Origin of the sequence: Gordonia rhizosphera NBRC 16068 (assembly GCF_000298195.1) — a bacterium.
GTDB classification, from domain to species: domain Bacteria; phylum Actinomycetota; class Actinomycetes; order Mycobacteriales; family Mycobacteriaceae; genus Gordonia; species Gordonia rhizosphera.
This window is the reverse complement of sequence record NZ_BAHC01000182.1, coordinates 13,143-26,728: the sequence shown is the minus strand read 5'-3', so window position 1 is coordinate 26,728 and position 13,586 is coordinate 13,143. Positions and strand designations below refer to the sequence as shown.

14 protein-coding genes are annotated in these 13,586 nt (G+C 67.0%); 5 read left to right on the top strand and 9 right to left on the bottom strand.

The features are described 5' to 3' along the window. Positions 1-24 precede the first annotated feature (24 nt). Positions 25-426 carry a VOC family protein gene (locus GORHZ_RS22030; protein WP_006337054.1) on the bottom strand — a complete coding sequence of 134 codons (402 nt, stop codon included), beginning with the start codon at positions 424-426 and terminating at the stop codon, positions 25-27. A 94-nt stretch (positions 427-520) separates the two neighbouring features. Here GORHZ_RS22030 and GORHZ_RS22025 point away from each other — a divergent pair, with 94 nt between their 5' ends. After that, complete coding sequence (locus GORHZ_RS22025) at positions 521-1,207, top strand: histidine phosphatase family protein (protein WP_006337053.1); 687 nt, start codon at positions 521-523, stop codon at positions 1,205-1,207. Between the two features lie 196 nt (positions 1,208-1,403). After that, a complete protein-coding gene (locus GORHZ_RS22020) occupies positions 1,404-2,345 on the top strand; it encodes a type IV toxin-antitoxin system AbiEi family antitoxin (protein ID WP_006337052.1) in 942 nt (313 codons plus the stop codon). A gap of 130 nt (positions 2,346-2,475) precedes the next feature. On the opposite strand, the gene GORHZ_RS22015 is transcribed toward GORHZ_RS22020, so the two are convergent. The 5 genes from GORHZ_RS22015 to GORHZ_RS21995 all read right to left on the bottom strand — a co-directional run bounded on the left by GORHZ_RS22015 (position 2,476) and on the right by GORHZ_RS21995 (position 6,953). Next, positions 2,476-3,213, bottom strand: a complete 738-nt coding sequence (locus tag GORHZ_RS22015; protein WP_006337051.1) for an SDR family NAD(P)-dependent oxidoreductase — start codon at positions 3,211-3,213, stop codon at positions 2,476-2,478. Continuing rightward, the gene (locus GORHZ_RS22010; protein WP_006337049.1) at positions 3,203-4,243 is read right to left on the bottom strand and encodes a phosphotransferase family protein; all 1,041 of its coding nucleotides are present in this window, start codon (positions 4,241-4,243) and stop codon (positions 3,203-3,205) included. The genes GORHZ_RS22015 and GORHZ_RS22010 overlap by 11 nt, the downstream gene beginning before the upstream one ends. Further along, a complete protein-coding gene (locus tag GORHZ_RS22005) occupies positions 4,240-5,457 on the bottom strand; it encodes an acyl-CoA dehydrogenase family protein (RefSeq protein WP_006337047.1) in 1,218 nt (405 codons plus the stop codon). Before GORHZ_RS22005 ends, GORHZ_RS22010 begins: the two co-directional genes overlap by 4 nt. A gap of 148 nt (positions 5,458-5,605) precedes the next feature. Next, the gene (locus GORHZ_RS22000; protein ID WP_006337046.1) at positions 5,606-6,244 is read right to left on the bottom strand and encodes a TetR/AcrR family transcriptional regulator; all 639 of its coding nucleotides are present in this window, start codon (positions 6,242-6,244) and stop codon (positions 5,606-5,608) included. Positions 6,245-6,290: 46 nt separating this feature from the next. Beyond that, on the bottom strand, positions 6,291-6,953 hold the full coding sequence (locus GORHZ_RS21995; protein ID WP_245551491.1) for a TetR/AcrR family transcriptional regulator: 663 nt from the start codon (positions 6,951-6,953) through the stop codon (positions 6,291-6,293). Positions 6,954-7,048: 95 nt separating this feature from the next. Here GORHZ_RS21995 and GORHZ_RS21990 point away from each other — a divergent pair, with 95 nt between their 5' ends. Together GORHZ_RS21990 and GORHZ_RS21985 are read left to right on the top strand one after the other, a co-directional pair. After that, positions 7,049-7,960, top strand: coding sequence for an oxygenase MpaB family protein (locus GORHZ_RS21990; RefSeq protein WP_006337039.1), 912 nt, complete (start codon positions 7,049-7,051; stop codon positions 7,958-7,960). A 107-nt stretch (positions 7,961-8,067) separates the two neighbouring features. Further along, a complete protein-coding gene (locus tag GORHZ_RS21985) occupies positions 8,068-10,302 on the top strand; it encodes an MMPL family transporter (protein WP_006337038.1) in 2,235 nt (744 codons plus the stop codon). 18 nt (positions 10,303-10,320) lie between these two features. On the opposite strand, the gene GORHZ_RS21980 is transcribed toward GORHZ_RS21985, so the two are convergent. Continuing rightward, positions 10,321-10,941, bottom strand: coding sequence for a LysE/ArgO family amino acid transporter (locus tag GORHZ_RS21980; RefSeq protein WP_040532961.1), 621 nt, complete (start codon positions 10,939-10,941; stop codon positions 10,321-10,323). A gap of 80 nt (positions 10,942-11,021) precedes the next feature. Here GORHZ_RS21980 and GORHZ_RS21975 point away from each other — a divergent pair, with 80 nt between their 5' ends. Beyond that, complete coding sequence (locus tag GORHZ_RS21975) at positions 11,022-11,939, top strand: LysR family transcriptional regulator ArgP (protein WP_006337036.1); 918 nt, start codon at positions 11,022-11,024, stop codon at positions 11,937-11,939. Here the strand turns inward: GORHZ_RS21975 and GORHZ_RS21970 are convergent. Then, the gene (locus GORHZ_RS21970; protein ID WP_006337034.1) at positions 11,932-13,242 is read right to left on the bottom strand and encodes an MFS transporter; all 1,311 of its coding nucleotides are present in this window, start codon (positions 13,240-13,242) and stop codon (positions 11,932-11,934) included. The genes GORHZ_RS21975 and GORHZ_RS21970 overlap by 8 nt on opposite strands. A 54-nt stretch (positions 13,243-13,296) precedes the next feature. Further along, positions 13,297-13,530, bottom strand: a complete 234-nt coding sequence (locus tag GORHZ_RS21965; protein ID WP_006337033.1) for a hypothetical protein — start codon at positions 13,528-13,530, stop codon at positions 13,297-13,299. Positions 13,531-13,586: the final 56 nt, after the last annotated feature.

The window sequence follows — 13,586 nt, the reverse complement described above, 5'->3', positions numbered from 1 at the left end:
CGCCCACCGACCCGGGCCGCAGAGTCAGTCGTCTTCCGGGATCCGGGACGCGTCCATCCAGACCATCTCCCAGGCGTGACCGTCGGGGTCGCAGAAACTGCGGCAGTACACGAACCCGAGATCCTCGGTCGCACGCAGCCGCGTCCCCTCGTGCGCCAACGCCGAGTCGGCCAGCCGGTCGACCTCGGCCCGGGAATCGGCGGAGACGGCCAGCACCGTCTCGCGGCCGCAATCGGGACCGGCTGCCGCATAGCCGGCGAACCGGTCGCTGCGATGCAGCACCACCCGACATGACGGGTTGATCTGGAAGCAGAGGGTGCCACGATCACAGAACAGCACGTCGGGTCGAAAACCGAGACTCGCGTAGAAGCGTCGCGCCTTCTCCACGTCGGCCACCGGCAGGTTGACGAACACCATCGTCGACAAGCAGCACACTCCTCCCTCGTCACCCCTGACGGGACTGACCGTCTGGTGGACCCGAACTCATCGTCGGGCCCGCGGTGCCCATAGGGTGAACGGCATGGGTGTCATCTATCTGGTGCGGCATGGCCAAGCGGACCCGAATGCCTACGGCATTTCCGACAGCACCGAGCCCGCCCCGAACGGCCCTGGTGGCCTCACCGATGCCGGCGTGATGCAGGCGCGCCTGAGCGGCATGCTGCTGGCCCGGCTCATCGACCGCGTCACCGCCGCGGTCAGCGGTGACCTGCCCCGCCAGACGCAGACGCTGGCCGCGGTGCTCGGCGAGATCGACGGTGCGCCCGAGCCGCGCGTCGACCCCGGCTGGAACGAGTACGAATTGCCTGCGCTCGTCGGGACCGCGACGACCGACGAGTACCGGGATGGTCGCAGCTACCAGCGGCGTCTCGACGAGGGACTGATGGAGTGGATCTCCGGTGGCGGTGAGCACGGCGCCGGCGAGACCTATCACCACTTCGGCCGTCGGGTGTCCGACGCCGCCGACCGGGTCCGGGCGCTGGCCGGCTCGGGGCAAACCGTCGTCGTCGTCTCGTCGGCCGGTTCGATCACCCAGTGGATCGGTCAGCTGTGGGGTCTGCCGGCCGAACGATGGCCGGTGCTCTCCCGGACGATGGTCAACGCCTCGGTCTCGAAGCTCATCGTCGGGCGCAGTGGTGTCACGGTGGTCTCGTTCAACGAGCACGCGCACCTCTCCGACCGTGACGGCGGCCTCGCGACCTACCGCTGAGCCCCGACTCCCGCTCACCGCGCCGACTCCCGCTCACCAATTCCTCTCCCGCTCACCCGATCGCATCGGAATCGGTGAGCAGGAGCAGGTTTGGTGAGCGGGAACGGATTAGGTGAGCGGGAGGGAGCCGAAATCGCCCCGCCGTGCCGCGAAGTCCGAGTGGAACCGGTCGCCGAGTCGTCGCGTCCAAGAAGACATGGCCACCTATCCCACCGATCGGTACGGACTCATCAGACGTGAGGCGACGCTCGCACGCGGCATCTCCGACGCACAGATCGCCACGGCAGTCCGCAAGAAGGATCTGCTCCGACTGACACCCGGTGTGTGCGTGGAGAACAGCGGCACTTTCGAGGGCCACAAGGGCGCTGACAAGCTATATCGGCTGCGCTCCATCGCCGTCGCGACATCGGAACTCCTCGGTGAACGCGCACTCCCCCTGAGCCATCAATCGGCCGCGGCCGTCCATGGTCTGGCGCTGCTCAAGCCTGACCGCAGTCGGGTGCATGTCAGCACCGGACGTGCGGCGGGAGGGTCGGTCCGCAAACATCGTCACCTCCACGCCGGGCTGGTGGCACCCGATGAGATCATCGTCGTCGACGGAATCCGGGTGACCAGCGTCGAACGCACCGCGGTCGACATCGCCGCCGCAGGGGATTTCGCCCAGGCGCTCACCGTCTTCGACACCGCGCTGCGTGCGGGTGCCGACCGGGGCCTGATGGAGCAGCTCCTGAAGACCAGACGCCGCAACGGCATTCAGCGTGCGTTCAGCGCGTTGTCGGCAGCGGATCCGCTGTCGGAGAGCGTCGGCGAGTCATGGAGTCGGGCCCAGATGATCGAGGCTGGGTTGCCCGTGCCACGCCTGCAGCACACCTACCGGTGTGGGAGCAAGAAGTACCAGACCGACTACGACTCGGACGACCGGATGGTCGGCGAGTTCGACGGCAAAAAGAAGTACCTCCGGCTGCGCAGGCCGGGTGAGAGCATCGAGGAGGCGGTGATGCGGGAGAAGGTCCGTGAGGACGAACTCCGAGCACTGGGACTCATGGTGATTCGCTGGACGTGGGCGGTGCTGGAACGCCACGGCTTGGTCGAGCTGCTGCGACCCTGGCTCGTCCGGCTGGGCATCATCGCAAGGTGAGATGTGGTCGCAGCGGGCCAGTCCCCGCTCACCCATTCCGTTCCCGCTCACACATTCCGTTCCTGCTCACCCAATCAGATCGGATTCGGTGAGCAGGAACGGATTCGGTGATCGGGAACGGATTCGCGGCTCAGGCGCGGTGCAGGTTGGTGCCCGGACGCGTGAGGATCACGTTGGGAAGCACAGCGAAACGGGAGAGCTGGGTGACCGCGTGCGCCATCGTCGCGACATCGCCGACGGTGATCATTTCGTCAGCCGGGATCTGATCCTTGAGCCAGCCGGACATGTCGGTGTCGACGTAGCCCGGCGCGATCGTGGTGGCGCTCAACCCGTTCAACGACTCCTCGAGGTTGAAAGTCTCACACAGCGAGATGAGCGCCGCCTTGGTGGCGCCATAGGCGGACAGTTCCGGCTCGGGGTATACGCCGGTGATGGACGCGACGGCGATGACCTTCGACGACCCGTGCGCCTGCGCCGTCGAGCGCAGTGTCGGGATCAGCGACTGCAGAAGGATGTACGGTGCACGGACATTCACCTGATAGAGCCGGTCGAAACGCCGTACCGGCAGATCCGCGACCGCACCCTTCTGCCCCATACCGGCATTGATGACGAGGGCATCGCAACGCCCGAAGGCCTCCGCATGCGCGGCGGCCAAGCCCTCGACGGCGTCGGCGTCGGTCATGTCGGCGGGGATCACCTCGACGCGACCGGCGCCGACATCGCGGAGTTCGTCGGCGCGCTGCTCCAGCGCCTCCTGACCACGCGAGCTGATCGTGAGGTCCCAGCCGTCGGCGGCGAGACGCGACGCGATGGCCGCTCCGATACCGCGCGACGCGCCGGTGACGAGCGCAACCCTGTTATCCGACATGCTGTTTGTCTCCCGTGGTCGAGCCGAGTTGAGCCAACCCGGCACTGATGAATTCCGCGGTCGCCTCGGCGGCCCGCTCCGCACCGTCGGAGGCTGCACCGGCCAGTGCGCGGTGAGTGATGCCCTCGGCGATCACGCCGAGCTTCAGGTTCGCCAGGGCGAGGTAGAAGTCCCAGTCACCCAGATCTCTTCCGGTCGCGACCGCATAGCGCTGGGCGATCTCGTCGGCCGACGGGTACCGGTCGCTGGTCCAGGCGGCCTCGAAGCCGACGACCCGATCGAATCCCGGCCGGCGGTAGACGCACATCAGGGCGGCGTCGGTGAGCGGGTCGCCCAATGTCGACATCTCCCAATCCACCACCGCCCGAATCACTCCCGGATCATCGGCGGCGATGATGGTGTTGTCGACGCGGTAGTCGCCGTGCACGATCGTGTTCTCCGTGGTCGCGGGAACCCGCTCCGTCAGTGCGGCGACCAGCCGGTCCACGTCGCCGAGTTCACGGGTCTTCACATGCCCCCATTGGCGTGCCCACAGTTTCACCTGACGGGCCGCGAAGCCGTCCGGGCGGCCGAACTCACCGAGCCCGACAGCCTGGTAGTCGACGTCGTGCAGCCGCGCGAGGGTATCGACGAGACCGTCGATATTGCGGGCCACATCGCCGTCGGACAGCGAATCCAGGTCGTCGCGGGTCCTGATGACGCGACCGTCGACGAACTCGACAACCGTGAACGGCGCACCGAGCAACTCGCCCTCCGCGTCGATGGCGACCGTCGTCGCCACCGGCACGTCGGTCGACTGCAGCGCACTCGTCACCGCCCACTCGCGGTTCATGTCGTGCGCGGACGGGGTGAGCCCACTCGTCGGCGGCCGCCGCACGACCCAGACAGAGGCGTCATCGGACACGCTGAAGGTGAGGTTGGACTTGCCGCCGCTGATCAACTCGACGCGCAGTTCCCCGACGACGGGCACACCCCGATCGACCAGAAATTGCCGCAGCGGCGCGGACGGCAGTGCCTCGAACTCGGTCATCGGGCCGACTCCGCCCGCGCGGCAGCCTTCTTCGCCCGTCCGACGGCACGCCGCGCGATCGCCCAGCGATGAACCTCGGACGGACCGTCGTAGATCCGGAACGGCCGCAGCTCATTCTGTAGCCGGGACAGCGGCAGATCCTCGGAGACGCCCAAACCGCCGCACATCTGGATGCTGCGGTCGGCAATCCTCGTATAGGCCTCGGCGGCAAAGGTCTTCGCGATCGAGGTCTCGTTGGATGCGTGGTTGCCCTGATCGAGTTCGTAGCAGGCCTTGACCAGCAGGGCCATGCTCGCGGCCAGGTCGATCTCGTTGTCGGCCACCATCTGCTGGATCATGCCCAGGTCGCCGAGCTTGCCGCCGAAGCCCTCCCGCTTCGAGACATAGTCGACCGCGACGTCGTGGCATCGTTGCGCCGAACCGTACCAACGCATCACGTGGGTCATGCGGGCCGGCCCGAGGCGTACCTGCGCATACCGGTATCCCTCGTCGACCTCGCCGAGGATGTCCTCGTCGGGGACGAAGACGTCGGTGAAGCTCACCTCGCAGTGTCCGCCGATCATCGAGCGGTCGGTCGTCACGATGTGGCGGTCCACGGAGATACCCGGGGTGTCGGCCGGCGCGAGGAACATCGTCGCGCCGCCCCGGTCACCCGGCGAACCGGCGGTCCGCGCCATGATGATGAAGAAACCCGCACCGTCGGCGCCGGTGATGAATCGCTTCTCGCCGTTGATCTTCCAACCGCCGTCGACCTTGACGGCCATGGTGCGCAGAGCATCGGGGTCGGCACCGGCCCCAGGCGACGGTTCGGTCATCGCGAACGCCGATCGAACGTCGCCCGCCGCGAGCGGCGCGAGGTACCTATGCTTCTGCTCGTCGCTCGCGATGTGTGCGAGCATGTGCACGTTGCCCTCATCGGGTGCGCCGATGTGCAACGCCACCGGCCCGAAGGTCGAGTAGCCGGCCGCGGCGAAGACCGGGGTGCGATCGGACATGTTCAGGCCCAGTCCCCCGAATTCGACTGGAGCGTGGGGCGCGAAGATGCCCTCGGCCTTGGCCTTGGCGTTCATCTCGCGCCGGATGTCGTCACCGCCGGCCGTGGTGATGTCGCCGCCGTATTGGTATTCGATCGGCAGGATCTGATCGCGGACGAACCTCGACGTCTTCTCGACGATGTCGGCCACATCGGGGGCGTAACTCAGGTCAACAGGCATCGCAGCTCCTCGGGGATTCGCCGACCGACCGAGCGATCGTTCGGCGCCCGTCACAATGCCAGCTGCGAGCATCGTGGTCAAGTCGTGGCGCGTCGTCCCTCCGTTGCACTGTCGCACCAGCGCGGGGGTGGGCGGGTGGGCGCGTGGGTCAGGAGCGGTAGCCGACCGCGTCGCGCGCGATCTGCAGATTGCGGTGGATGAGCTCGTCCGCGCCGAGCTCGCCGCCGAGTTTGAACCAGGTCGAGACGCCGACACACATCGTGGTGACCGCCCGGCTCGCGTCCTTGGGGTAGCGAGTGGCGAAATCTCCTGCCTCGACGCCCGCGAAGACGATCTCGTCGACCATATGTTGCTGGCGGTCACGGTGGGCGATATAGGTCGGTCGATAGTCGTCGTCGAGACTGCGGATCTCGGTCGAACCGACAAAGGCCTGTTCACGCCGGTACATGTGGAACCGCAGCAACGACTCCACGACGGCATCGAATTGGTCCACCGGCTTGTCACCGGCCTCGGCGACGGCCATCTCCGACCGCCGGAGCAGGTCGGTCATCGTCCGCTCGAGCAGACCCTGAAGCAGCGACTGCTTGGACGGGTAGTGGTGATACAGACCCGGGACCGACAGGTTGGCGCGAGCGGCGATCTCACGGACCGACGTCCCGTGATAGCCGTGTTCGGTGAATGCCGCCAAGGCCGCTGCCAGCGGCACCGGCAGCTCCGATTCCCCGTAATCACGCCATTCACCGAGAGAGTCTGTACGCACCTCCGTCTCGCCGGCCCCGCTGCTCATGGTTTACAACATAGCCGTTTGAGGACCCACCCTCGCAGCGCGGGCGTCACGACCCGAACCGGGATACTCCTTCGGCGACGGACATGATCAGGCCCACACTCGCCTCGACGACACCGTCGGGGTCGAGTTCCAGGAGCCCGTCCAACCACGCGGCGAGCAGCCGCCCGAGGCCCCCGACCTGGAAATGCGCGGCTGCGAGCGCCATCGGCCCGGCCTTGACATCCATGACCCCCGACGCAGTCTGCAACGTCAGACCGGCGAAAAGTGCGGTCGATTCCATCCGCTTGGTCGCGATCGTCGGACTCAGCAGCGATTGCGAGAACAGCAATCGTCCCTTGCGTCGGTCCTCGTCGATGACCCGCACGATCGCCGCGATCGCCGCCGTCACCTTGCCCGGAACATCCGTCCCGGCCTCGAACGCCGCGAGCGCATCCTTGGAGAGCTCCGCGGTCACCTCGTCGAAGGTCGCGCCGACGAGAGCCTCGATCGAGTCGAAGCTCTCGTAGAAGTAGCGCGTGGTCAGGCCCGCCTCGCGGCACACACCGCGGACGGTGATCGACCCCCCGTCGGAGGCACCCAGCAGTTCGAGGGCCGCGTCGATGAGTGTGGCGCGACGACGCGCCACCCGACTGTCACCGGCCTCGCCGCCGTACGCACGCAGGCCTTCGCCGCTCGCGGGGTTGGTCCTGGTCTCTCCGGAAGAACTCACCACAGGGTCTATCTTGACATCCACAACCTTGCCATCGTTGAATGTAAGAGAAAACACCCGTTGTCAGTTTTGTTCACTTCACCTGGGGGGTCACCGTGAGTATCGAACAGATCATCGAGACCGATGTCGACGTGGCGATCGCCAAGCCGTCACCCGACACCGAGTACCTGCCTCCGGCCGCACGGATGACCCGTGGTGAGCTCGACGCCCTGCCGGCGCGGCAGAACGAGATGAAGGGCATCTCTGTCCTCGCCGGACCCGCCAACGTCATCATGCAGCTCGCCCTGCCCGCGGTGGGATACGGGGTCAAGGAGAGCCGGGTGGAGAGCGGCAGCCTCTTCCATCATCCGATCAAGCGCACCCGCACCACCTTGAGCTACCTCGCGGTCGCCAGCATGGGCACCCCGAAAGATCGCAAGGCCTATCGCAAGGCGATCGGCAGGGCGCACGCCCAGGTCCGCTCGACCCCCGAGAGCCCTGTCGCCTACAACGCCTTCGACCCGAAGTTGCAGCTGTGGGTCGCGGCCTGCCTCTACAAGGGCTGGGAGGACATGCAGCGCATCTACGGCGACCCGGCCGACATCACCGAGGAGACCTACCAAAGCGGCGCGGTGCTGGGGACGACGCTCCAGGTGCCCCGCGAGATGTGGCCGGCCACCCGGGCCGACTTCGAGACCTACTGGGACGAGACCGTCGAGTCACTCGAGATCGATCCGACGATCCGCGACATGCTGCTGTCGATCGTGCGCGTGCAGTTCATGCCGCGCTGGTTCAGCATCATCTTCGGCTGGTGGTTCGAGCTGCTCACCATCGGCTTCCTGCCGGAGAACTTCCGAAAGAAGATGGGTCTGCGCTTCCGCCCGTGGCAGCGTGCCGTGTTCGACACCCACAACAAGATCGCCCGCGCGATCATCAGCCGAATGCCGAAGCCTCTGCGCGAGTTCCCGTTCAACATCCTCCTGTGGGATGTGCGCTGGCGGATGCGGACCAATCGCCCCCTGGTGTGACCTGATCGCGGGAGTCGCCTCGATCGCCGACGAAGGCGGTAACCGCGGTCACATTGCCTGTCGCCACCGCGTCAGTAGGCTTGCGGAAGACGACAGGGGAGGTCTCCGTGGCGCTGTGGTTGTATCGGCTCGGCCGGTTCACGTTCCGGCACAAGTGGTGGATCATCGGCGCCTGGGTGGCGATCGTCGTCGCGCTGGGCGTGCTCACCAGCGCGCTCGCACCGAAATTCGCGACCGATTTCTCCCTGCCGGGTACCGATTCCGATCGCGCAATGTCGGTGATGAAGACGGATTTTCCGGCACAGAATGATCAGCTACTGAAGGCCTCGACGACGATCGTCGTGCAGGCCGACGATGGGCTCGCCAACCACACCGAGCAGATCGACGCCCTGGCCGCGAAGGCCAGGACGCTACCGGAGGTCGTCGACCCTCAGGCCATCGCGAACCCCGTCACCGTCGCCGAGGCGAACCCCGCGATGGCCGCCCGGGTGCTCAGCCCCGACGGCACGGTCGGCCTCATCCAGATCCAGCAGGACATTCCGCGCCAGGATCTCACCCCGGCCGACATGGCCGAGTTCGAAGATCTGCTCGCCGAGTTCCGCGGCAATGGCCTGCAGGTCGAGGGCACCGGAGCCCTGATGCAGGTGTTCGAGCCCGGCGGCGCCGCGGAACTGCTCGGTTTCGCGATCGCCTTCATCGTCATGATCGTCGCGTTCGGCGCGCTGATCGCCGCGTTCATCCCCATCGTCACCGGCGTGCTGGGCGTCGGGATCACCATGCTGCTCGTCACGCTCAGCGCCAAGATCATCGACGTCCAGCAGAGCGCGACGACGATCATCACCATGCTCGGTATCGCCGTCTCGATCGACTACGCGCTGTTCATCGTGTCGCGCTACCGGTCCGAACTGAACCTCGGCGGTAGCCGTGAGGCAGCCGCCGGTCGCGCCGTCGGAACCGCGGGTTCGGCGGTCTGCTTCGCCGGGCTCACCGTCGTGGTCGCCGTCTCCGCGCTGGCCGTCGTCGGCATTCCGTTCATCACCCAGATGGGAATCGCGGCAGCGCTGGCGGTGGTCATCGCGGTGCTCGGCGCGATCACGCTGATCCCGGCGCTGCTCGGCGCGTTCGGGCGATTCGCGTTCAAACCTCGCATCCCAGGTCTGCACCACGGCGACGAACCCGACTCCGCACCGTCCAACGGACTTCGCTTCGCCCGTCAGCTCACCCGCCATCCCCTGCCGTGGGCGATCGGCGGGCTGGTCGTGCTCGTCATCGCCGCGATCCCGATGACCAACATGGAACTCGGGATGGGCTCGACCACCGACAAGGAGTACGCCGCGACCCAGCTGCTTCAGCACGGATTCGGTGAGGGCGTCAACGGCGCACTGATGATCGTGGTCAGCGACGCGGACGGCGGGAACGTCACCACCGCGGCCGACGATGTGGTCGCACACGTGAAGACGCTCGACAACGTGGCCAATACGACGACGTTGACCTGGATCGGCAACGGCGCCAACCCGGCCAACCCGCAGGCCGGCGCCACCACGGCGCTCATCTCCGTCATCCCCGAACTGTCGCCGAGCGGCCCGGAGACCCAGCACCTGATGGAGCAGATCCGCGAGTACGCCACCACGTCGCCGGATGGGGCAACAGTCAATGTCGGAGGCCAGACCGCGATCATGGCCGACATCTCGTCAAAGCTGTCGTCGGCGCTGATCCCATTCCTCGTCGTCGTTGTCGGGTTGGCGTTCATCATCCTGATGATCGTGTTCCGGTCGTTGCTGGTGCCGCTGATCGCCACGGTCGGCTTCCTGTTCTCGGTCTGCGCCACCTTCGGCGCGACGGTGTGGATCTTCCAGGAAGGCCACTGGGGCCTCATCGCCCACACCAAACCGCTGATCGCATTCCTGCCGATCTTCATGGTCGGCGTCGTCTTCGGCCTCGCGATGGACTATCAGGTGTTCCTGGTGACGCGAATGCGCGAGGAGTACGTCCACGACGTCCCGGCCAAGGAGTCGGTCATCATCGGCTACCAGCACGGCGCGCGGGTGGTCGCGTCTGCCGCGGTGATCATGATCTCGGTGTTCGCCGCGTTCATGCTGTCGTCGGACACCACGGCCAAGATGATGGGGTTCGCGCTGGCGGCGGCGGTCTTCTTCGACGCGTTCATCATCCGCATGGTGGTGGTGCCTGCGGTCATCACCCTGCTCGGTGACGCGGCCTGGAAGCTACCGGGGTGGCTCAACCGACTGCTGCCGGATGTCGATGTCGAGGGCACCGCGATCCGGAAGATCCCGATCGAGCCGGAGGCCGATCCGTCGGCCGGACAGCCCGTCGTCGTCTGACGGTTGTCCTGAGAGATCTCAGACCGAGACGACCAGCATCGCACCCAGCCCGATCATCACGATCGCGACAAGGGCGTCGAGGATCTTCCAGGCCCGCGGGGTGGAGAACAGCGGCGCCAGCCGGCTCGCCCCGCCGCCCAGGGACGCGAACCACACCAGGCTTGCCACACTCGCCCCGATGGCGAAGGCCCACCGGGCGCTGCCGTGGCTGTTCGCGATGGCCCCCATGGTCAGGACGGTGTCGAGGTAGACGTGCGGGTTGAGCCAGGTCAGCGCCAGCGTCATGGCGATGGCGGCCCACCTGCTGACTGTCGCCGCCTCGTCGGGATTGGCGACGATCGACTCGGTGCTCCGCAGGCATCGGCGGGCGGCCAGCAACCCGAGGACGATCACGTATCCGCCGCCGAGCAGCTTGGCTGCGGTCACCACGCTCGGATGGGCGGCGACCACCGCGCCGAGTCCGGCGACCCCCGCGACGATGAGCACCACGTCGGAGACCGCGCACACCACGACGACGGGCACGACGTGCGCGCGAGCCAGACCCTGCCGCAATACGAAGACATTTTGCGGACCGATCGCGATGATCAGCCCAGCACCGGTCAGGAGACCGGCGATCGCGGCAAAGACATACGTCGTCATACCCCCGACGCTAGGTGTGCGATCATCGACAATCCAGCGAATGTTTTTCATGAATCATAAGCGCCACTTAAGATATTCGGGTGGAGATCAGCCAGGAGGGCCTGCAGACCCTGGCCGCTGTGCTGCGCGAGGGCACCTTCGACGCCGCCGCTGCCGCGCTGCACATCACCCCGTCGGCAGTCAGCCAGCGCATCAAGGCGCTGGAGAGTTCGGTCGGCCGCGTGGTGCTGCGCCGCACGAAACCCGCCACCGCCACGCCCGACGGCGAGGTTCTCGTTCGTCTCGCCAAACAGTGGGAACTGCTGGCGTCCGAAGCCCGCAGCGAACTGCTGGGTGGCCAGACCGCGCAGGACACCGAGTCGCGGATTCGCGTCCCGATCGCCGCGAACGCGGACTCGCTGGCGACCTGGTTCCTACCCGTGTTGGCCCGCATGCATGCCGAGCACCCGGTCGCGATCGAGATCCTGCGCGACGACGAGAGCCAGAACGGTCGATTCCTCCGCTCGGGTGAGGTGTTGGGCGCCATCACCTCCGACCCGCTCGGCATCCGCGGTTGCGCGATTCTCCCCCTCGGGGCGATGCGGTACATCCCGGTCGCGACGCCCGCGTTCGTCGAGAGATGGTTGCCCGACGGGCCGACCACCGAGGCGCTCTCCCGCGCCCCGATGGTCCAATTCGACCGCAACGACTACCTGCAACATGACGTCCTTGCGGCCATCGCCGAACAACCCGTGTCCCCGCCCATCAGCTACATCCCCGCCTCCACCGAGTTCCACCGTGCGGTGGAACTCGGCATCGGCTGGGGTGCGGTCCCGCAGGTACAGATCGCCGACGCCCTGCGCTCGGGCCGCGTGGTCCGGATCGTCGGCCATCACGTCGACGTCCCGCTGTTCTGGCAGTACTGGAAGCTCAGCTCACCGATCCTCGACACGCTCACCGAGCTCACCGTCGCGGCCGCCGCCGAACACCTCACCCCGGCCGGGTCCCGGGTCAGGTGAGCACAGGGTCGTCGTCGACGACGGCCCCCTCCACTCGCAGCGGGTGCGCGACCTCGTCGCGCCACAGCCGCGCCGCGCAGTAGAAGCCGAACGCGACCGGCACCGGGAGGAGACCGGCGAGCACGAACGTCGACGCCAGACCGATCGCCTGGCTGACCGGCGCGGCGATCGCCATCGAGACCGGCATCAACGCGACGGACACGAAGAAGTCCAGGCTCGCCACCCGTCCGAGCAACGCCGGTGGCACACGACGCTGGAGCAGGGTGCCCCACAGCACCATCGGACCGTCGAACAGCACGCCCATCAACAAGCCGGAAACGACGAACATCCAGGTCCGATCGGCGAGCCCCATGATCACCAGCGGCAGGCTCGAGAATCCCCAGATCCCGAACATCAGCGAAAGGTATCGCCGCGGCATCGGGATCGACGCGAACACCAGCGACGCCGATGCCGCCCCGATTCCGAAGGCTGCCAACACAAGTGAGTGATCGCCTGCATCGCCGCCAACACGTTCCCGCAACGCGAATGGGATGAGGACCTCAATCGGCCCCATCGTCGCGAGTACCAGCAGGCACGCGAAGAACAGCGTCGCCCACAGCCACGGGGTCCGCCACAGGTAGGCGAAGCCCTCGGCGATGTCGGCGATGACCTCCCGGACCCGGTGTCCGGCCGCCGCCGCGAGTTCGCGGCGCACGGCGACCGGTGCCATCGCCAGGTAGAACAACGCCGACGACGCGCTCGCGACGCCCGCCAGCACGATCGCCAGGCCCGGCGACGCGATCGAGATGACCCCACCCGCGACCATCGGGCCCAACGCCTGGAAGATCACCGGGCGCAGGAAACCCTCGATCCCGTTGGCCGCCTGCAACTGTGACTCCTCGACGATGCTCGGCAGCAGCGCCGAATACGCCGGGTAGTACATGCCCATGGTGATACCGCCCAGCAACGCGGCCCCGATGAGCACGGGCAGGGACAGGACTCCGAGGATGCCTGCCACCCCGACAACCGCGAACGCGGTGAGCTTGACGAGTTCGAGCCCGATCATGATGAGCCGCTGCGACACCCGGTCGGCGAGCACGCCGCCGGCGAGGGTGAATGCCACCATGCCCAGCGCGGCGACGCCGGTGACGGCCGACAGCTGACCGGGGCCGCCGCCCATCTCGATGACCTGCCACACGGCGCCGACGGCCCAGACACCGTCGGCGAACATGGCCAGCACGAGCCCCGATGCGAGCAGCCGGTATTGCCGCAGCGCAAACGGTTTCAACGCCGCGGGCACGCGGGTGTCGACCGTCGAGCTCACCCCGCCATGGTCACCTGCCCGCGCCCACCCGGGCAACTGATTTTCCGTGCGCCCCTAAGCGATCTCCACCAGGTCGAACCGCGCATGCAACTCGGCCCAGGTAGCGCAGTGCCGCCCGCTGGCGATCCGATACAGGTTGCCGTCCACCGGAGTCCACCGCCGCATCAGATCGTCGCGCACCGCGGGACGATCGATCGGTTCGTCGTCACCGCTGATGTCGGCTACCAACCACACCCGCGGATGGTCGTCGGATGTGTCGCCGTTGTGGTTGTCCCTGGAATCGTTCATCACATGAGCCTTTGCCGCTTGCCTTCGGAGCCTTCCGACGACGTTGGTGTCCTCGG

Coding starts and splice junctions, on each gene's coding strand:
- GORHZ_RS21980 (WP_040532961.1), bottom strand. CDS start 10,941: ATGACGACGTATGTCTTTGCCGCGATCGCCGGTCTCCTGACCGGTGCT.
- GORHZ_RS22015 (WP_006337051.1), bottom strand. CDS start 3,213: ATGTCGGATAACAGGGTTGCGCTCGTCACCGGCGCGTCGCGCGGTATC.
- GORHZ_RS22000 (WP_006337046.1), bottom strand. CDS start 6,244: ATGAGCAGCGGGGCCGGCGAGACGGAGGTGCGTACAGACTCTCTCGGT.
- GORHZ_RS22010 (WP_006337049.1), bottom strand. CDS start 4,243: ATGACCGAGTTCGAGGCACTGCCGTCCGCGCCGCTGCGGCAATTTCTG.
- GORHZ_RS22020 (WP_006337052.1), top strand. CDS start 1,404: ATGGCCACCTATCCCACCGATCGGTACGGACTCATCAGACGTGAGGCG.
- GORHZ_RS21965 (WP_006337033.1), bottom strand. CDS start 13,530: ATGAACGATTCCAGGGACAACCACAACGGCGACACATCCGACGACCAT.
- GORHZ_RS22005 (WP_006337047.1), bottom strand. CDS start 5,457: ATGCCTGTTGACCTGAGTTACGCCCCCGATGTGGCCGACATCGTCGAG.
- GORHZ_RS22025 (WP_006337053.1), top strand. CDS start 521: ATGGGTGTCATCTATCTGGTGCGGCATGGCCAAGCGGACCCGAATGCC.